The 16,780-nt window shown below is 73.2% G+C and carries 18 protein-coding genes; 10 read left to right on the top strand and 8 right to left on the bottom strand.

Annotated features, from left to right (window positions below; translation table 11 throughout):
* Nucleotides 1-11 precede the first annotated feature (11 nt).
* The 3 genes from ACFYS8_RS34405 to ACFYS8_RS34395 form a co-directional block, all read right to left on the bottom strand.
* The gene (locus ACFYS8_RS34405; protein ID WP_387648992.1) at nt 12-1,922 is read right to left on the bottom strand and encodes a serine hydrolase domain-containing protein; all 1,911 of its coding nucleotides are present in this window, start codon (nt 1,920-1,922) and stop codon (nt 12-14) included.
* A 179-nt stretch (nt 1,923-2,101) separates the two neighbouring features.
* Nucleotides 2,102-2,404, bottom strand: coding sequence for a hypothetical protein (locus ACFYS8_RS34400; protein WP_387648989.1), 303 nt, complete (start codon nt 2,402-2,404; stop codon nt 2,102-2,104).
* Nucleotides 2,405-2,437: 33 nt separating this feature from the next.
* Nucleotides 2,438-2,743, bottom strand: a complete 306-nt coding sequence (locus ACFYS8_RS34395) for a hypothetical protein (protein WP_387648986.1) — start codon at nt 2,741-2,743, stop codon at nt 2,438-2,440.
* 124 nt (nt 2,744-2,867) lie between these two features.
* On the opposite strand from ACFYS8_RS34395, the gene ACFYS8_RS34390 reads away from it, so the two are divergent.
* Nucleotides 2,868-4,538, top strand: a complete 1,671-nt coding sequence (locus ACFYS8_RS34390) for a sensor histidine kinase (RefSeq protein WP_387648983.1) — start codon at nt 2,868-2,870, stop codon at nt 4,536-4,538.
* 88 nt (nt 4,539-4,626) lie between these two features.
* On the opposite strand, the gene ACFYS8_RS34385 is transcribed toward ACFYS8_RS34390, so the two are convergent.
* On the bottom strand, nt 4,627-5,313 hold the full coding sequence (locus ACFYS8_RS34385) for an aspartate/glutamate racemase family protein (protein WP_387648980.1): 687 nt from the start codon (nt 5,311-5,313) through the stop codon (nt 4,627-4,629).
* Between the two features lie 167 nt (nt 5,314-5,480).
* Between ACFYS8_RS34385 and ACFYS8_RS34380 the strand changes: the two genes are divergently transcribed.
* Nucleotides 5,481-6,227, top strand: a complete 747-nt coding sequence (locus ACFYS8_RS34380; RefSeq protein ID WP_387648977.1) for a beta-glucanase — start codon at nt 5,481-5,483, stop codon at nt 6,225-6,227.
* A 71-nt stretch (nt 6,228-6,298) separates the two neighbouring features.
* Here ACFYS8_RS34380 and ACFYS8_RS34375 read toward each other — a convergent pair whose 3' ends face one another.
* The gene (locus tag ACFYS8_RS34375; protein ID WP_387648974.1) at nt 6,299-6,913 is read right to left on the bottom strand and encodes a response regulator; all 615 of its coding nucleotides are present in this window, start codon (nt 6,911-6,913) and stop codon (nt 6,299-6,301) included.
* A 165-nt stretch (nt 6,914-7,078) separates the two neighbouring features.
* Here ACFYS8_RS34375 and ACFYS8_RS34370 point away from each other — a divergent pair, with 165 nt between their 5' ends.
* The gene (locus ACFYS8_RS34370; RefSeq protein WP_387648972.1) at nt 7,079-7,285 is read left to right on the top strand and encodes a DUF6011 domain-containing protein; all 207 of its coding nucleotides are present in this window, start codon (nt 7,079-7,081) and stop codon (nt 7,283-7,285) included.
* 29 nt (nt 7,286-7,314) lie between these two features.
* Here ACFYS8_RS34370 and ACFYS8_RS34365 read toward each other — a convergent pair whose 3' ends face one another.
* Nucleotides 7,315-8,121, bottom strand: a complete 807-nt coding sequence (locus ACFYS8_RS34365; RefSeq protein ID WP_387648969.1) for an adenosylcobinamide amidohydrolase — start codon at nt 8,119-8,121, stop codon at nt 7,315-7,317.
* 128 nt (nt 8,122-8,249) lie between these two features.
* On the opposite strand from ACFYS8_RS34365, the gene ACFYS8_RS34360 reads away from it, so the two are divergent.
* From ACFYS8_RS34360 to ACFYS8_RS34345, 4 genes are all read left to right on the top strand, one after another.
* Entirely contained in the window at nt 8,250-8,918 is a 669-nt protein-coding gene (locus ACFYS8_RS34360) for a TetR family transcriptional regulator (protein WP_387648966.1), read from the top strand.
* A gap of 246 nt (nt 8,919-9,164) precedes the next feature.
* Complete coding sequence (locus ACFYS8_RS34355) at nt 9,165-9,365, top strand: DUF1918 domain-containing protein (RefSeq protein WP_387648964.1); 201 nt, start codon at nt 9,165-9,167, stop codon at nt 9,363-9,365.
* Between the two features lie 36 nt (nt 9,366-9,401).
* On the top strand, nt 9,402-10,100 hold the full coding sequence (locus ACFYS8_RS34350; RefSeq protein ID WP_387648962.1) for a DedA family protein: 699 nt from the start codon (nt 9,402-9,404) through the stop codon (nt 10,098-10,100).
* Between the two features lie 69 nt (nt 10,101-10,169).
* A complete protein-coding gene (locus ACFYS8_RS34345; RefSeq protein WP_387648959.1) occupies nt 10,170-10,787 on the top strand; it encodes a hypothetical protein in 618 nt (205 codons plus the stop codon).
* On the opposite strand, the gene ACFYS8_RS34340 is transcribed toward ACFYS8_RS34345, so the two are convergent.
* Together ACFYS8_RS34340 and ACFYS8_RS34335 are read right to left on the bottom strand one after the other, a co-directional pair.
* Entirely contained in the window at nt 10,774-11,517 is a 744-nt protein-coding gene (locus ACFYS8_RS34340) for a PIG-L deacetylase family protein (protein WP_387648957.1), read from the bottom strand. The two genes, ACFYS8_RS34345 and ACFYS8_RS34340, sit on opposite strands and share 14 nt — an antisense overlap.
* A gap of 31 nt (nt 11,518-11,548) precedes the next feature.
* Nucleotides 11,549-12,205 (bottom strand): NADPH-dependent F420 reductase, encoded by a 657-nt coding sequence (locus ACFYS8_RS34335; protein ID WP_387648955.1) that lies wholly within the window; start codon nt 12,203-12,205, stop codon nt 11,549-11,551.
* Nucleotides 12,206-12,602: 397 nt separating this feature from the next.
* On the opposite strand from ACFYS8_RS34335, the gene ACFYS8_RS34330 reads away from it, so the two are divergent.
* The 3 genes from ACFYS8_RS34330 (at nt 12,603) to ACFYS8_RS34320 (ending at nt 16,654) form a co-directional block, all read left to right on the top strand.
* Nucleotides 12,603-15,512, top strand: coding sequence for a polysaccharide lyase family 8 super-sandwich domain-containing protein (locus ACFYS8_RS34330; RefSeq protein ID WP_387648953.1), 2,910 nt, complete (start codon nt 12,603-12,605; stop codon nt 15,510-15,512).
* 140 nt (nt 15,513-15,652) lie between these two features.
* Entirely contained in the window at nt 15,653-16,054 is a 402-nt protein-coding gene (locus ACFYS8_RS34325) for a hypothetical protein (protein WP_387648950.1), read from the top strand.
* Nucleotides 16,055-16,144: 90 nt separating this feature from the next.
* Nucleotides 16,145-16,654: a hypothetical protein gene (locus ACFYS8_RS34320; RefSeq protein ID WP_387648949.1), complete on the top strand. Its 510-nt coding sequence runs from the start codon at nt 16,145-16,147 to the stop codon at nt 16,652-16,654.
* The last annotated feature ends 126 nt before the right edge of the window (nt 16,655-16,780 follow it).

The following is a 16,780-nucleotide window of genomic DNA, read 5'->3' as shown; positions in this document are numbered from 1 at the left end:
CGCCACGCCGCTCAGCCGAGCAGCGCGCCGAGCGGCCCGGCGATCAGGTGGTACCGGGCCAGGAAGGCCGTGAACGCGCAGCACGCCAGCGCCGTCACCGTCATCGCGAGCCGGCCGGGCAGGCGCCACCAGTGGCGCAGCCAGCCGGCCACCGCGCCGGCGGTGACGGCGAGGGCGGCGAGCGGGAAGGCCGCGCCCCACCAGGTGGGGGCGAGGGCGAGCGGGGTGCCGAGCGGGACGGCCTCCATCATGGCGTTGCCGTCGGAGACCAGGGCGAGCAGCGCGGCCAGGAATCCGGCGGCGAGCAGCCCGGCGAGGGCGGCGGCGGCGCGGGCGGCCTGCGCGGGCCGCGGGTGGGCGGGGCGCCGGCGCAGTCGGCGACCGATCGCGGTGGCGGGGACGGCGACGGCGGCGCCCAGCAGCACGGTCAGGGCGACGCCGAGGACAGCCAGCCGCGGGCCGGGATCCTGCCGCCAGGTCAGTGCCTGGTAGGCGGTGGACGGGTTGTCGGACGCGGTCAACACCCCGTCGCGGAAGGCGATTTCGGCCTGCCCGTCGCGTTCCCGGTAGCGGTCGCCGCCGAGCGGCAGCCAGTGCTGTTCGGGGTGCCGGGGGTCGAGTGCGAGTCCTTCGGTGCGCAGGCCGCTGCCTTCGGCGGTGACGGTGACGGAGCCGAACAGTTCCTCGGTGCGCATCAGGCTGTCCCGGCTGACCCGGGCGGCCCGGTACGTCCCGGTGACCTTCCCGGCCTCCGCCGCACTCCCCGAACTGCCGCTTCCCGAACTGCCGCTTCCCGAAGGCGACTTGGCGCCGGGGAGGGCGTCGACCACGGCCCGGATCAGCTCCTTGCCGTCCCAGTTGGCGGCGCCGTCCACGCCGTCGCCGTTGTACACCACGTAGATGCCGAGGCCCTGTTCGGGCAGCACCAGCAGGTTGCCGTGGAAGCCGGGCAGGTCGCCGTCCTTGAACCAGCCGGTGAAACCGTCGCGGGTCCAGCCCTCGTAGGCGTAGCCCATGCCGGGCAGTGCGGGGTCCTGCCGGTAGTGGGTGGTCTGCATCAGCCGGCCGGCGGCGTCGGGGGCGAGTTGGGCGCGCAGCCAGCGGGCCATGTCGGCGGCGGTGGTGATCCCGCCGGGGCCGCTGGGCGTCCACGGGCCGTACTGGCCGCGGTCCTCCACCCAGCCGTTCGCGCCGTCGGGCCGGTAGCCGCGGGCGGGTTGCAGCCCGCCGGGGTGCGGCTGGGCGAACGAGGTCCGGGTCATCCCGAGCGGGTCGAGGACCCGGGTGCGCACCTGCTCGGCGAACGGGCGTCCACTGACCCGCTCGACCACCAGCCCGGCGAGCGCGGCACCGTAGTTGTCGTACGCGATCACCGTCCCGGGCGGCCGGACCCGGGCCGGGCGGTGCGCGGCGAGACTGTCGGCGAGGCCGGAAATCCCTTGCGGCGTGGTGGAGTTGACGCCGACCAGGTCACTGTCGAAACCGGCGGTGTGGGTGAGCAGGTGGTCGGTGGTGACGGGGTGCCCGGGGAAGCTGTCGGGGATCCGGTTGCCGGCCGGGAGGTAGCGGTTGACGTCGGCGCCGGGGTCGAGCCGCCCGTCCACGATCAGCTGGGCACCGGCCTGGGCGGTGAACAGCTTGGCCAGCGACCCGAGGTAGAACCCGGTCCGGTCCGGATCGACCGGCGTCCCGGCAGCAACATCGGCGACGCCGTAACCCCGGGTGAACACGCCCCCGTCCGCACTCACCACGGCCACAGCGGCACCCGGTATCCGGTCCCGGCCCAACTGCTCGGCCACCGTCCGGTCGATCAGCCCGGCCAGCGTGGCGGGGGCGACGGGAGCGGCGGCGTGCGCGGCGGTCGGCAGCAGGGCGGCGGCCAGGGCGAGGCCGAGAACGGCGGCGGTTCGGCGATTGATCATGCATCAACGATCGCGCCGGGCACGGGGGCCGGTGCAGTGCCTGACGCACCTCCCGGCATGCATTCTGCACATCCCCGCACCCCGCCCTGCGGCACGCACCCTGCCCCCCCCCGCGACACTCCGGCGCGCGCCGCACCGTCCACCCGCAGACCGGGGCACGAGCCCGGCCTTCCGACAGTTCAGTACAGGCAGTACCGGACACAGAACTCGTGCGGCGGATCACCGCCGAACTCGCAGCACGGCGGCTCGTCCTCGCCGTTCCCGAACTCGTCGCGGCTGCGGAACTCGGTCACGATCCGGTCCCCCTCGATCCGCGACACCCCGACCTGCTTCGTGATATCGACTCCCAGTACTTCGGCCTCAAGGGCCAGGCACCGCACGGAGTATCTCCTCGACGCCCCCGGGTGCTTCGCGAACACCTCGGCCACGTCCTTGAAGAACTCCGGGTCCCGCTCCGGCCCGCACTTGGCCTTGTGAGTCATGGCAACCTCCTACGAGTCCGCGCTGCTGCGAGTTCAGAGCCCGCAGTAGCAGACACAGAACTCGTGCGGCGGATCGCCGGCCAACTCGCAGCACGGCGGTTCCTCTTCACCCTCGTGCGGGAACTCGTCGCGGCTGCGGAACTCGGTCACGATCCGGTCCCCCTCGACGCGCGACACCCCTACCTGCTTCGTGAAGTCCACCCCGAGCGCCTCGGTCACGGCGGCCAGGCACCGCACGGAGTATCTCCTCGACGCCCCCGGGTGCTTCGCGAACACCTCGGCCACGTCCTTGAAGAACTCCGGGTCCCGCTCCGGCCCGCACTTGGCCTTGTGAGTCATGGCAACCTCCTACGAGTCCGCGCCTCCTCTCCAGCGTCTCGCCCCCGGCACATCGGCGCGCGCCGCGCCGTCCACCCGCCGACCGGCGCGCCACCCGGATGATCAACTCGGGCACAATGGCTGGGTGTTCGGGGGAACGAAGGACGAGGACGAGGGCCTGCCCGGCCCGGTGGTGCTGTCGCTGGTGCTGCTGGGCGCGATGTTCGGGATGGCCGCACCGGCCGCCGGCGGCTGGTGGCCGGCGCCCGCCGCGCTGCTGGCCCTGGCCGTGCAGGCGGTGCACTGCCTGCCGTGGACGACCCGGCTGCGCGGAGCATGGACGCTGGCCGCCCAACTACTGCTCGCCCCCTGGTCGGGCGTCCCGGGATTCGCCGCCGCATCGGTACTCCTCCTGGTCCGCCGCCCGGTGCGCTGGGTGCTGTTCGCGCTGGTGGTGGCGGGCGCGGCGGCCCTCGCCGGGGACGGCGGCTACCGGGCGGCGAACGGCGCGAGCAACGCCCTCGCCCAGGGCCTGACGGTCTACGCGCTCACCCGGCTGTTCCACCTGTACGCCGAACTCCACGCCGCCCGCGACCAGTTGGCGGCCGCACAGGTCGCGTCGGAACGGCAACGCGCGGCCCAGGAACTGCACGCCGCGATCGGCGTCCCCCTGGCGGCCATCCTGCGACTCGCCGCCGACGGCGACGCCACCGCCGTCGCGGCCACCGCCCGCCGCGCCGCAGCGGGGGTCCGCGCGACACCGGACCCCCCGTACCCCGTCCCCGCGCCGGACGGCCCGATGCCCGCCCTGGTACTGCCCATCCTGGTCGCCGTCCACCTCGGCTACCTGGCGGTCGGCATCGTCTACCTCACCGACCTCGCCCTCACCCCCCTCCAACTCACCTCTGCCCTCGGCGCATTGACGCTCGTCACCGGCCTCCAGGTCCACCACTCACTCCCCCGCCCACCGGGGATCCACCCACCCGGCTACCTCTGGACGTGGGCACTCCAGTGCGCCCTCGCCGTCGCCGTGCTGTTCGGACCGGACGGCCCGCACCCGCAACTGCTCGCGTTCGCCGCCGCCTCCGCACTCGTCCTGCTGCCTCCCGCCGCCGGCTGGCCCGCGTTCGGCGCGGCGGTGCTCGCGGCCGGCACGGTCAGCGGGACGGCGGCCGTCGACGTCGTCACCATCGCACTCGTTTACTACGGCCTGACGCTGCTCACCACCCTGGTGCACCGCGTCCGCGAGGCCCGCCGGGCACTGGCCGAACTGGCCGTCGCCCGCGAACGCCGACGCATCGCCCGCGACGTCCACGACCTGCTCGGCTCCGGCCTGACCGCCATCGCCGTCACCGCCGAACTCGCCCTCCGCGAACCCGACGCCGACCACCTGCCACAGGCCGCCGCCCTCGCCGAACGCACCCTCGCCGAACTCCGCGCGATCCCCGCCGATCACACCGGACTCGACCTCACCCGCGAACTCGCCTCCGCCCAGGCCCTGTTGACCGCCGCCGGAATCACCCTCCAACTCACCGGCACCCCCGACACCACCCCCACCGCCGCCCGCCCCCTCCTCGCCGCCGCCCTGCGCGAGGGCATCACCAATCTCCTCCGCCACAGCCGCGCCACCCACTGCACCCTCACCCTCACCCCCACCGGCCTCCGCCTCACCAACAACCACCCCCACCCCGGCCCCCACCCCCCGGGCAACGGCACCCCCAACCTCACCACCCGCGCCACCACCCACCACGCCACCTTCACCACCGGCCCGGACACCCCGAACCACTGGACCCTGGCGGTCACCCTCTCGACGTGAGCGGGTGCGAAACCAGGCTCGCGCCCTTACGGACGGGCTTGCGCTTGTCGCGCAGTCCCCCGCGCCCCTGTTCTCGCACCCTCACTCATCAGAGCGCAGCCTCGACCGCCGCCGCCGCATGGATCCGGGTCGTCGGGAACACCGGCACCGAACTGTCCTCCGCCCCGACGAGCAGCTCGATCTCCGTACAGCCGAGGATGACCCCCTCCGCCCCGGCCGCCACCAGCTCCGCGATCACCTTCCGGTAGGCCTCGCGGGACTCCTCCCGGACCACCCCGACGCACAGCTCCTGGTAGATCACCCGGTGCACCAGCTCCCGCCCGGCCGCGTCCGGCACGATCACGTCCAGTCCGTGGCCGGCCAGGCGCTCGCGGTAGAAGTCCTGCTCCATGGTGAACGCGGTGCCGAGCAGTCCGACCCGCCGAACTCCCGCCGCCAGCACGGCTTCCGCGGTGGCGTCGCCGAGGTGCAGCAGCGGGATGCCGACTGCCCCGGCGACCTGTTCGGCGACCTTGTGCATGGTGTTGGTGCAGATCAGCAGCAGGTCCGCGCCGCCCGCCTCGACGGACCTCGCGGCGTCCGCGAGCATCTCGCCGGCCGCCTGCCACTGCCCGGTGGCCTGGAGTTGCTCGATCTCCGCGAAGTCCACGGAGTACAGCACGCACTTGGCGGAGTGCAGGCCGCCGAGCCGGTCCCGGGTGAACTCGTTGAGCAGCCGGTAGTACTGCGCCGTGGATTCCCAACTCATGCCGCCGAGCAGGCCGATCGTCTTCATCGCGCCACTGTGCCACACCGCACCGGCCCGCCGACCCCACGCCCGCGCCCGCGCACGCCCCCTCGTCGGAGCTCGCACCTCTGTGCGCCGGTGGGTCGGGCGGTGTGGAACGTTTTCGCCGGGAATGCCCCTGGATGAACCAATCGCACGACCCGGGAGAGTGTCCGGTGACCGAAGTGATCCCCCCGAACGGCAGCCTCACCCCACCCGAACCCGCCGAGCCCGTCGTCGTCTTCGACGCCCCGTTCTCGGACAGTTCGCAGTGGGCGGCCGGCGCCTCGTCCGCGTACCCGCCCGACGGGCGCAACAGCGGCGACAACAAGCTGGACCACCTGGTGGCGGGCTTCGGGCCGGACGGCGACACGTTCACGGCGGTGCGCGAGAACCCGTTCAGCTGGCGGACGCCACTGGTCACCACGGAGAACACTCGGGGCGGCTTCGAACTCCGGCCAGAAGACGTACTGGAGGCGCAGTGCCTGCTGACGTCCACCCAGGGCGCGTGGCCGGCGATCTGGACGTGGGGACGGGACCTCGCCGCGGGCCGGTCCCAGCCGGGGCACGGCGAGGTGGACGTCCTGGAGTACCACCCGGACCACCCGCGGATGCTGGAGCTGAGCAACCACGTCAACCCGGGCAACCCGGCCTACCTGGACGGACTCGTCACCCCGGGCACCTGGTTCACCGTCAGCTGCCGTTTCGGGACGGGCTCGGTGGTCTGGTCGGTCGACGGCCGCGAGGTCCACGCGGACGGCCAGGGCGTCGGCACCGACTGGTGGGCCTGGATCATCGTCAACCTGTCCGTCTCGGCCGGCCAGTGGGGCCACCTCCGCCCCCGCCCCGATGTCCGCCGGATCTCCTGGCAGGTCCGCGATCTGCGCGTCCTGCGCAACAGCCCGTCGCCAACCGCGCTCTGACAGAAAGCCGGCCTCCCGGTCGGCCGAAACAACTCCCTTACCCCATCCGCCACTTGAGGCCGGACGACCGGCTACCTGGCGGGCAGCCAACCGGCCTCGCGGGCGATCCGGACGGCGTCCAGCCGGGTGCGGGCGTCGAGCTTGACCTGGGCGGCGGCCAGGTAGTTGCGGACGGTCCCGGCCGACAGGTGGAGGCGCTTGGCGATCTCCCGCGGCTCGCAGCCGTCCGCCGCCAGCGCGAGGGCCTGCGCCTCGCGCTCGGTGAGCGGGCTGGCGGGCGCGGTGAGGGCGCGGGCGGCGAGTTCGGGGTCGATCGCGGTACCGCCGGCCGCGACCGTCCGGATCGCTTCGGCGAGACGTTCCGGCGGGGCGTCCTTCGGCATGAAACCCGTCGCCCCGGCGGCGAGCGCCGCCCGCAGCACCTCGGGCCGCCGGTGCGCGGTCAGGATCAACACCCGGCAGCCGGGCAGCCGTTCACGCAGCGCGCCCGCGTTCGTCAGACCGTCCGTCCCGGGCATGTCGACGTCCAGCACGGCGACATCGGGCCGGTGGGCGAGGGCAGTGGCAACCACCTGATCACCGTGCCCGGTGTCGGCCACCACCTCGATGTCACCGGCGTCGGAGAGCAACGCCCGCAGGGCGCCGCGCACCAGGTGCATGTCCTCGGCCAGCAGCACTCTCACCATGGCGCCCCGATCCCCCCGTCGACACAGAGCGCCCAGAATACCCACGCCGCACCTGACCCCCGGCCGGGCCGCCGGACGGTCCGCAGCCGGGCGGGAACGGGAGGTCGGACCCCGATTCCCGGCCCCCGTCGCACGGCCGCCGGACCGGAATGATGAACTTGACGGATGAGCACCGACCTGAAAACCACCGAGCCACCGCTGCCGGGGACAGCCGTCGAGCGCCGCCCCGCCCCGGTCGTCCGGTGCCGTCGGTGCCACCGGCCGCTGCGCGCACCCGAATCCAGGTGGGAGAAACTCGGCAAGCACTGCGCGGACGCGCCCGAACGCACCCGGATCTACGTCATCGACCAGGACCGCCTTCCCGGCACCTGACCGCGCCGCAGCCGGAAAGCGTCAGCTCGTCACCGACCAGCACCGGCTTCCCAGCACCTGACCGCGCCGCAGCCGGAAAGCACGTCGGCGAGCTCGCAGCCCGGAACCGTCGCCGGGTGCACCGGCGGCCCGTCCCACTCCGCGCGGCGCTCGCGGTCCCGCACCGCGCCCTCGAACACCGCCGCACGCACCGCCCGCGCCAACCGCGCCCCCCAGTACGAGCGCGGGCCGCCGAACGGCTCGACGGGCGCACCGGCCACCGGCGTCCGGACGGCCACGCAGACCGCGTCCGACGGGGTGCCCGAGCAGTCGTAACCGGCCTCCAGCAGGGCCTGCACCTTCGCCTCGGTGGCCGTCGCCAGCAGGTTCACCAGCCCGGCGTCCGACACCGCGGCGGGGACCACCGCCAGCACGTTGATCGTCCCCGGAACGTAGGCAGCATCAGACGGGGTTGACGGTACGTCGGATTCGGCAGCCGCCCACGTCGGCACCCCGATCCCGGTGGTGACCACGGCCGTCACGCCGCCGTCCTCCGCCCAGCTGCAGGCGTCCACCTCGGCGGCCGTCATCAGACCCACGCCGGGGCCCACCAAGCCTTGCGCGGCGGCGAGTTCGGCCAGGTGGGCGTCCGGGTCGAGGCGTCCGTACCCGGCGCGGACCTGCGCGTTGAGGACCCAGTGGCGCTCGCCCAGGCCGCCGCCGAGCACCCCGGAGCTGACCATCCGCCAACCCGGGCCGGCCCGCCACACCAGCAGGTGCCGGCAGCCCCCGTCCTCGATCCGCCCGGCCCGCTGCACCGTCACCGGCCGCCCGTCCACGCCCGCCACCTCCGCCACCCACTCGCCCCACCGGCCGTCCCGAGCGCCGGAACGTTCCGTCGTCGAACGGCCACCCAATCACACCGCCCCGCCGGCCCGGCACGGGGATTGGCCGCGACGCGACCGGATGCGGCAGAGTGTCCGCCATGACCGCGCAGCCCTCCACCCCCGTCTCCGTCACCCGCGTCCCAGCGGTCGGCGCCCGCCGCCGCCCGGTGCAGCAGCGCAGCCAGGAGCGGTACGGGCGGCTGCTGGACGCGTGCGCGGGCCTGCTGGACGAGGTCGGCTCGGCGGGGCTGACCACCAAAGAGGTCGCGCTGCGCGCCGAGGTGCCGATCGGCACCCTGTACCAGTTCTTCTCCGGCAAGGAGGGCCTGCTCGCCGCGCTCGCCGAACGCAACCTGGCGTCCTTCCTGGACGGCCTGGCCCGCCGGGTGGACGCCGCCGGCCGGCCGGGCATCGCGGAGTTCACCGACCTCGCGGTCGAGGAGTTCGTCGCGATGAAGCGCACCCTCCCCGGCTTCGGCCACCTCGACTTCGGCCTGGTCGACGCCATCCCCGCCGAGATCGACGACCTGCACCTGCTGGACGCCGAACTCGACAACAACGCGGCCGTCGCCCTGCGCCTGCGCACCATCAGCGGCGAACTGTTCGCCGCCCCCGGCTACGCCCTCGCCCTGCGGGTCGCCATGGAGTGCGCGGACGCCGTGCTCAAACTCGCCTTCCGCGCCGACCCGGACGGCGACCCGCAGCTGATCGCCGAGTGCAAGCGCCTGGTCCGCAGCTACCTCGCCACCCCGCCGACCGGCAGCTGAGCCCTCAAGCACCCCGTCGACCGGCAGCTGAGCCCTCAAGCACTCCACCGACCGGCAGCTGAGCCCTCAAACACCCCGCCGACCGGCAGCTGAAACCACGGACACCGAGCGCCCCCGCCCTGTGACCGCGCCGCCGCGCACCGTGGGCTGACCGGTTCCGCCATTGCACGGCCCGGAGCGTCGCCGCACAGTGGAAGCAGGGGCTCGCCCCCCGTCCCACCGGTCCGCCGAACCGCAGGAGCAGCGATGCAAGCCACAGTGGGAGACCACGTCCACATGTACAGCAGGTCGGTCGGCATGCACGACCGCAAGGGCGAGATCGTCGAGGTGCGCGGCACCGACGGCGAACCGCCGTACCTGGTCCGCTTCGAGGACGGCCACTCCGGCCTCGTCTACCCCGGCCCCGACTGCGTCGTCGAGCACCGACTCGCCGAGGAACAGCGCTGATCCCGGGCCACGGCCCGGTGGGAGGAACGGTCCGCCTTGCCCCCACCCCTGCCGGGCCCACTGGCCCAGCTCGCCCCGCTGCTGGACGACTACGGCTATCTGGCGGTGGGCGTCCTGGTGTTCGTCGACAACTGTGTGATCCCGGTGCCCGGCCAGACCATCCTGGTGCTGGCCGCGGTCTACGCGGGCGCGGGGCAGCTGTCGCTGCCGGTGGTACTGACCGTCGCGGTGCTGGCCGCGTTCGCCGGTAACGGCCTGGCCTACCTGATCGGACGCACTGGCGGCCTGGCGTTCGTCCACCGCTGGGGGCGTTACGTGCGGCTCACGCCGGAGCGGATGGCCCGCGCCGAGGACTTCTTCCGCCGCCGCGGCATCCTGCTGGTCACCGGTGCCCGTTTCGTGGACGGCCTGCGCCAGACCAACGGACTGGTGGCAGGCACGACCGAGATGCCGTGGCGGCGCTTCCTGCCGGCCAACGCCGCGGGCGCGGCGCTGTGGGCGGGCGTCTGGACGGCCGTCGGCTACTTCGCGGGCAGCAACATCACCGTCCTGTACCGGCAGGCCGTCCGCTACCAGGTGCTGCTGCTGGTCTCCGTGCTCGCCGTGGTCGCGCTGCTCGTCACCCGCGCCTGGCTGCGCCACCGCCGCCGCCGCCCACCACAGGACACCACCGGCCGGATCCCGCACCAGGACAACGGCGACGACGTCCCGGCCGACGGCAACGGTCACCGCTGACACACCGTCAGAACCTCGAACGCCGATCAGTCTGTCCCGGCCCGCAGGCTGTCCGCAATCATGGTGCGCATGCAGGAGTTCGACGGTTCGTACGTGGTCCGGTGGGGGTGGACGCGGCGCGCCGTGCTCGTTGTCGCCCTCCTCACTCCGGTCATCGCGCTGGGCTTCACGCCGTTCGCCGCAGAGCTGGATCACATCGCGCTGGTGCTCGTCCCGATACCGCTGTCGATCGTGGCAATCTGCTCCAGTCGCCGCAAGGTCTTCGAGCTGGACCGGTACGGCGTCACCTTCTTCCGGTTCGGTAAACGGTTCGAGTTCGTTCCCTGGTCCGAGGTGATGGCCGTGGAGTGGGGGCCCAGACTGGGTACCGACATCCTGACCGTGTGCCGCCGCCGCCCCCGGACGGCCGCCGCGCTCCCGCCGCTCGACCCCACCGGGTCGCCGATCGACGGCTACCTCGTCGACACCGTCGGGCAGGAGTTCCTCGACGACTTCCGGGGTGTCCGCCGACTCCAGGCCGCCACCGGCCTGACCGACTTCGACCCCGACCTGCTGACCGCCTCGCTGGTCATGCACGCGCCCAAGGTGCAGTTCTTCGGCACGCTCGCCCACCTCTGGCCGGACTGGCCCCAGGACGACCCCACCGGGGACGGGGACGGCCCGGCCCCGGGACTCAGCGGAACGTGATCACCTCGAAGGACGCGGCGAACGCGGTGCCGAAGCGGCTTCCGGCCGCACGGCCCATGGACTCCAGGAACTCGGCGGCGTTGGCCATCTGCCCGCCCAGGCCCTCCAGGTAGGCGCGGTGCGCCTCCAGCGAGGCGACTCCGGCGGCGAACGTGTCGGTGGTGTCGACGGCGTGCAGCCCGTCCGGTGAGCCGGCCGCCCAGAGCTGGCGGACGCCGTTCCACGGCTGGTGGCCCGAGACCATGAGCTCGCGGAACACCCAGCGGTTCCCGGCGTCCCGCACCGCGTCCAGCGTGGCCCGGCCGACGGCTATGTGGTCGGCCTGGTTGGGGAACACGCCGCCGTAGGTGTCCCGGAAGTTGGTGGTGATCACGATGTCGGGGCGGTGCCGGCGGATCGCCCGGGCCAGGTCGCGGCGCAGCGGCAGGCCGTACTCCACGATGCCGTCCGGGTAGCCGAGGAACTCGACGGTGTCGACGCCGACCACGGCCGCGGACTCGACCTGTTCGCGTTCGCGGATCGGCCGGCACTGCGCGGGTTCCAGGCCGTCGATGCCGGCCTCGCCGCTGGTGACCATCAGGTAGCTGACGCGCTTGCCCTGGCCGGTCCAGCGGGCGACGGCGGCGGCCGCGCCGTACTCCATGTCGTCGGGGTGGGCGACGATCGCGAGTGCGCTCTCCCAGTCCTCGTCCAGCGGGAGGTACGGGGGCTGCTCGGCGGGGGTGCTCATGGTGGCGCCTCTCCTGGTGTTCGGACTCGGCTCAGTTCGCGGTGCGGATCGAGTAGTTGAAGTCGGCGTGGCCGTAGTGCCGCATCAGGCGCATCCAGAACGGCATCAGCATCTCCATGCCCCGGGCGGCGTCGATCCCGCCGAGGTCGAGGACCCGCTCGGCGGGCCAGCCGAACTCGCCGAGCAGCGCCGTGACCTGGGCCTTGGCGTCGGCGTCCTCGCCCGCCACGAACAGCTGGTGCTCGCCGGGAATCCGGTCGGGGTCCACCATCACGGCCACGTTCACGGTGTTGAGCCCCTTCACCACCCGCGTACCGGGCAGGGCCCGCTGCAGCTGCTCGCCCACGCTGTCGTCGTTGACCGGGTCGAGCGTCATCTCCCCGGTCGGCGAGAACACCAGCGGGTTCGAGACGTCCAGCAGGATCTTTCCGGCGAGGTGCTCCGGGCCGGCGAGTTCGACGGCGGCGAGCGCGACGGTGCCGCCGGTGGCATTGATGACGAGTTCGCCGAACTCGGCGGCCTCCGCGAACGTCCCGGCCCGGCCGCGCGGTCCGTTGCGCTCCGCCCAGTCGGTGGCGGCCGCGTTGCCCTTGCCGCGGGAGCCGAGGACGACGTCGTGGCCGAGTGCGGCCAGCTTGCTGCCGAGCGTCTGCCCGACCGTGCCCGTTCCAATGATTCCGATCTGCATTGCTACTCCGTCCCCATCCGTCCCCGCCCGTCCCACCGACCCACCCGGGCCGATCCCGGAAGGCCGGTCCCGAAAGGCCGGTCCCGAAAGGCCGAACGCACCCTACCCGAGCGCACCTTGACGTGCGGTCAGATATCCACACCTGACCGCCCCCGCACACCGACCCCTCACACCACCATGCGACCCCCGCCGCCCGAACGCCACCCGCACCGCTCACACCCGGCTCGGAGCCAGGTGCGCCGCCTCGCCCGCAAACCTGCACGCCGAAGGGCTGGAAAGCGCTTACCAATTGGGCGCCCGACCCGTTGACGTCCCAACGGGAAAGCGCTTACCGTCGGCACCCGGAAAGCGCTTTCCCGCTCCTCCCCCCGCGCCCACTCCCCCTCCCGGAGGCGTCGTGTCCCTGCCTGCCCTGTCCCGCCGCACCCTGCTCCAGGCCGGCACCGCCGGCGCCCTCGCCCTGGCCGTCACCGGCACCACCCCCGCCGCCGCCGCGACCGCCGACCCCTACGAGACACTCCGCCTGCGCTGGCGCGCCCTGCTCACCGGCACCGGCTTCGACCCGGCAGCCGAGCCCTTCGGCTCCGCGCTGCGGGCACTCGGCGACCGGGCCCGGGCGCAGCAGCAGGCGATGGCGCCCACGGCGGGATCGCTCTGGCCGGACCTGCCGCTGGGCGCGGTCTCGGCGAACATCACCGGCAGTTTCGTCCGGCTGCGCACCATGGCGCTGGCCTGGGCGCAGCCCGGCACCGGTCTGACGGGCGACGCGGCGCTGGCGGCTGCGGTCGCGGCGGGCCTGGACCAGCTGTGCGCCTCGGCGTACACCGCGACGGCGACGGCGTACGACAACTGGTGGGACTGGCAGATCGGTTCGCCGCAGGCCCTGCTCGACACCTGCGTCCTGCTCTCCCCGCAACTGACGTCCGCCCAGCTCACCGCCTACTGCGCCGCCGTCGACCGCGCCGTCCCGGATTCCAAGGTGGCCGCCTACACGGGAACGAGCACCGGCGCGAACCGGGTGGACCTCTGCCGCGTGCTGGCCCTGCGCGGAATCGTCGGGCGCAGCGCGGCGAAGCTGGCGACGGCGTCGGCGGCGCTGTCGCCGGTGTTCCCGTACGTGCTGACGGGCGACGGCCTGTACCCGGACGGTTCGTTCGTCCAGCACACCTGGGTGCCGTACACGGGCTCGTACGGCGAGGTGCTGCTGAGCGGGCTCAGCCGGTTGTTCGCGCTGCTGGCGGGTTCCTCGTGGGAGGTGACGGACCCGCAGCGGCAGAACGTGTTCGACGCGGTGGATTCGGCGTACGCGCCGTTCCTGTTCAATGGTCTGGTGATGGACTCGGTGGTGGGCCGGGCGAGCAGCCGCGGCCTGCAGGCGTCGGATCTGCTGCACCTCCAGCAGGACGACCACGGCCGCGGCCACACCATCATCGGCCACATCCTGCGGCTGGCGGATTCGGGTGCGGCGCCGGCCGCGCAGTCGGCGCGCTGGCGGGCGGCGGTGAAGGGCTGGATCGGCCGGGACTACTACCGCCCGTACCTGTCCGACGCGGCCGTCGACGTCCCCGAACTGGCCCGCGCGCAGGCCCTGTTGGCGGACGGCGCGGTGTCGGCGTCGACGGAGCCGGTGGGTGCGCGGGTGTTCGCGATGGACCGTGCGGTGGTGCGCCGTCCGGCCTGGGCGGTGTCGCTGTCGATGTGTTCGGCGCGCACCACGTTCTACGAGACGGGCAACGGCGAGAACGTCCGCGGCTGGCACACCAACAGCGGCCTGCTGGCCTGGTGGAACGCGACCACGGGCAACGGCCAGTACGCGGACGCCTTCTGGCCGACCGTCGACCCGTACCGCCTGCCCGGAACGACCGTCTCCACCAAGAAGCTGGCGGACGCGGCGGGCGGCGCGTGGGGCGCGGCCCGGCCGGACGCCGTCTGGGCGGGCGGCGCGAGCGACGGCACGTACGCGGCGGTCGGGCAGGCGGTGCGCGGGTTGTCGTCCACCCTCTCGGGCTGGAAGTCCTGGTTCCTGCTGGACGATTCGGTGGTCTGCCTGGGCGCGGGCCTGACCTGCACCGACGGCGTTCCGGTGGAGACGGTGGTGGAGAACCGCAACCTGGGTCCGTCCGGCACCCACGCCCTCACGGTGGACGGCACGGCGCAGCCGGTCACGCTCGGCTGGTCACAGCAGTTCACCGACGCGAAGTCGATGGCGATCGCGGGCTTCGGCGGCTACGTCTTCCCGGGCGGCGCGACGGTGCGTGCCAAGCGCGAGGCGCGGACGGGCAGTTGGCACGACATCAACTCCGGCGGCACCACGGAGGCGTTGACCCGCCGCTACCTGACCCTCTGGTTCGACCACGGCACCGACCCGTCCAACGCCGGGTACGCCTACCTGCTGCTGCCGGGCGCGGACGCGGCGGCGACGGCCGCCCGGGCGGCGTCCCCCACCGTGAACGTGCTGTCCAACTCCCCCTCCGTGCAGGCCGTTTCCGACTCTGCCTCCGGCATCACCGCCGCCAACTTCTTCGCCGCGGGCAGCGCCGGTCCGATCACCGTCTCGGCGCCGTGCTCGGTGCTGGTCCGCGAGTCGGGCGGCACCCTGAGCATCTCGGTGGCCGACCCCTCCCGCACCGTCGCCACGGTGCAGGTGACGGTGACCCGCCCGGGCTACGTCTCGGCAGACCCGACAACCGGCGTCACGGTGCTGGCCACCGGCTCCTCGGTGCAACTGCTGGCGGAACTCGGCGGCACCCAGGGCGCGAGCCGCACCGTGACCCTGCGCACCTCTGGCACGGCGGCGGGCGCGAACGCGGCGCTGCTGGCCCCGGCGCAGGACACGTACGTGCGGGACGGCTCGTACGCCGACACCAACTACGGGACGGCGAACATCCTGACGGTGAAGAACACCAACACCTCGGGCTCCGGCTTCTCCCGGCGGGCGCTACTCGCCTTCGACACCTCGCAGTTGACGGGGACGGTGCAGCGCGCGGTGCTCTGGGTGCGCGGCGCGGTCGCGGACTCCGGCGGCACCGAGACCGACCTCCAGGCCTTCGCCACCGCCCCCGGCGCCTGGCAGGAGACAGCAGCCACCTGGAACCGCTGCCCCGCCCCCGGCGCGGCGCTCGGCACGGGCCGGATCTCCACCGCCGCCGACTGGGTGGCCCTGGACGTCACCTCCGCCGTCACCGCCGACCCGGCACTCACCCTGACGGTCGGCCAGCCGGCGGGCCGGGTGGGCCTGGCGGTGAACCTCAACAGCCGGGAGAACGCCGCGTACCCGCCGGTCCTCCAGGTGGTCACCACGGGCTGACCCCGTACCAGTGTTGACGCCCAACTCCGCGCCCCACACGCGGAGTTGCGGCACGAACAAGTGGCCGCACCGTCCCCTGATCCGGTGAATTCAGGGATGCTTTGTTGTCGGCCGATCCCGCCGCTCCTACCGTCGATCGCATGGCAATTCGTTGGCGTTCCGTCACCCGCATCGCCGCCATAGCGGCGACCGCCACCGGCGCCCTCACCCTCGCAGCAGCCCCGGCCAGCGCGTTCTCCCAGTCCTTCGGCAGCGGTTCCTACCACGCCAGTACGGACTTCGTCCCCGCCAAGAGCACCATCAGGATCGGCGGAAAGGGCTGCTCCGGCGGCGCGGCCCGCAGCTTCTACGTGCAACTCGTCCGGACCCACAACAGCACCAAGGTGTTCTCCAGCTACAGCTACGGCGCCGACGGCCGGAACCACACCGACCCGCGCGGCATCCGCGTCAACACCGGCACGTCCTACTACCTGCGGTGGTTCGGCAAGGACAACGGCGGCCACGACGCGTCCGCCCCCTGCGCGTCCGCGTACACCGCGTAACCCCACCGCCCAACCTCCTGCGGCCGGCCCCGGCCTCCTCGACACCGGGGCCGGCCCCCTTCTACCTGCCTCAACCGCCCGGAGGAACCCGTGACTTCGAGGCGCGGCCTGCTCGCCCTGTCCTGCCTGACGGCACTCCTGACCGCCTGCGCCCCGACCCGCCCCACCGACCCGCCCACCGTCGACATCTCCACCTCCGCGGCCCCCGTCGCACTGATCGGCGAGGGCACCCAGGACGGCGTCCCGTGGCGGGTCGACCTGGTGTCCGTCGCGGGCGAACTCTGCACCCAGGCCACCGTCGACGGCCACCCCGCCGGCAGCGGCTGCGAACCCCCCGTCTCCCGAACGGCCCCCCTCAACATCGCCCTGGACGCCTTCGACCCCCGCGTCCTCCTCATCTACGGAGCCGCTGACCCCACCGTCGCCCACCTCACCGCCAACCCCCCACAACCCGTCCCCCTCACCCGCCCCCACAACGGCCGCACCTTCTTCGCCTACGCCGTCACCCCCGGCACCGCCGTCGACCTGGCCGCCTTCGACGCCGACGGCCAACAGGTCTGGTCGGCCGCCGACAAGATCCACGACTTCGAGACCCCCTGACACCCCTGTGCGCTGCGGGCGGCTAAACACAGAAAAGCCCCTGCCCGGTTTCCCGGACAGGGGCTTTTCTGAATGATTGTTCGGCGGCGTCCTACTCTCCCACAGGGTCCCCCCTGCAGTACCATC

The organism is Kitasatospora sp. NPDC004615 (genome assembly GCF_042873545.1).
Lineage (GTDB): Bacteria > Actinomycetota > Actinomycetes > Streptomycetales > Streptomycetaceae > Kitasatospora.
Note: the sequence above shows the minus strand (reverse complement) of the source record. Positions and strands in the feature narration are given on the sequence as shown.

What these genes read in the sequence shown, in the direction of transcription:
- ACFYS8_RS34335 (WP_387648955.1), bottom strand. Translation starts at nt 12,205, where the DNA reads ATGCAGATCGGAATCATTGGAACGGGCACGGTCGGGCAGACGCTCGGC.
- ACFYS8_RS34405 (WP_387648992.1), bottom strand. Translation starts at nt 1,922, where the DNA reads ATGATCAATCGCCGAACCGCCGCCGTTCTCGGCCTCGCCCTGGCCGCC.
- ACFYS8_RS34395 (WP_387648986.1), bottom strand. Translation starts at nt 2,743, where the DNA reads ATGACTCACAAGGCCAAGTGCGGGCCGGAGCGGGACCCGGAGTTCTTC.
- ACFYS8_RS34370 (WP_387648972.1), top strand. Translation starts at nt 7,079, where the DNA reads ATGAGCACCGACCTGAAAACCACCGAGCCACCGCTGCCGGGGACAGCC.
- ACFYS8_RS34355 (WP_387648964.1), top strand. Translation starts at nt 9,165, where the DNA reads ATGCAAGCCACAGTGGGAGACCACGTCCACATGTACAGCAGGTCGGTC.
- ACFYS8_RS34400 (WP_387648989.1), bottom strand. Translation starts at nt 2,404, where the DNA reads ATGACTCACAAGGCCAAGTGCGGGCCGGAGCGGGACCCGGAGTTCTTC.
- ACFYS8_RS34325 (WP_387648950.1), top strand. Translation starts at nt 15,653, where the DNA reads ATGGCAATTCGTTGGCGTTCCGTCACCCGCATCGCCGCCATAGCGGCG.
- ACFYS8_RS34385 (WP_387648980.1), bottom strand. Translation starts at nt 5,313, where the DNA reads ATGAAGACGATCGGCCTGCTCGGCGGCATGAGTTGGGAATCCACGGCG.
- ACFYS8_RS34340 (WP_387648957.1), bottom strand. Translation starts at nt 11,517, where the DNA reads ATGAGCACCCCCGCCGAGCAGCCCCCGTACCTCCCGCTGGACGAGGAC.
- ACFYS8_RS34360 (WP_387648966.1), top strand. Translation starts at nt 8,250, where the DNA reads ATGACCGCGCAGCCCTCCACCCCCGTCTCCGTCACCCGCGTCCCAGCG.
- ACFYS8_RS34375 (WP_387648974.1), bottom strand. Translation starts at nt 6,913, where the DNA reads ATGGTGAGAGTGCTGCTGGCCGAGGACATGCACCTGGTGCGCGGCGCC.
- ACFYS8_RS34345 (WP_387648959.1), top strand. Translation starts at nt 10,170, where the DNA reads ATGCAGGAGTTCGACGGTTCGTACGTGGTCCGGTGGGGGTGGACGCGG.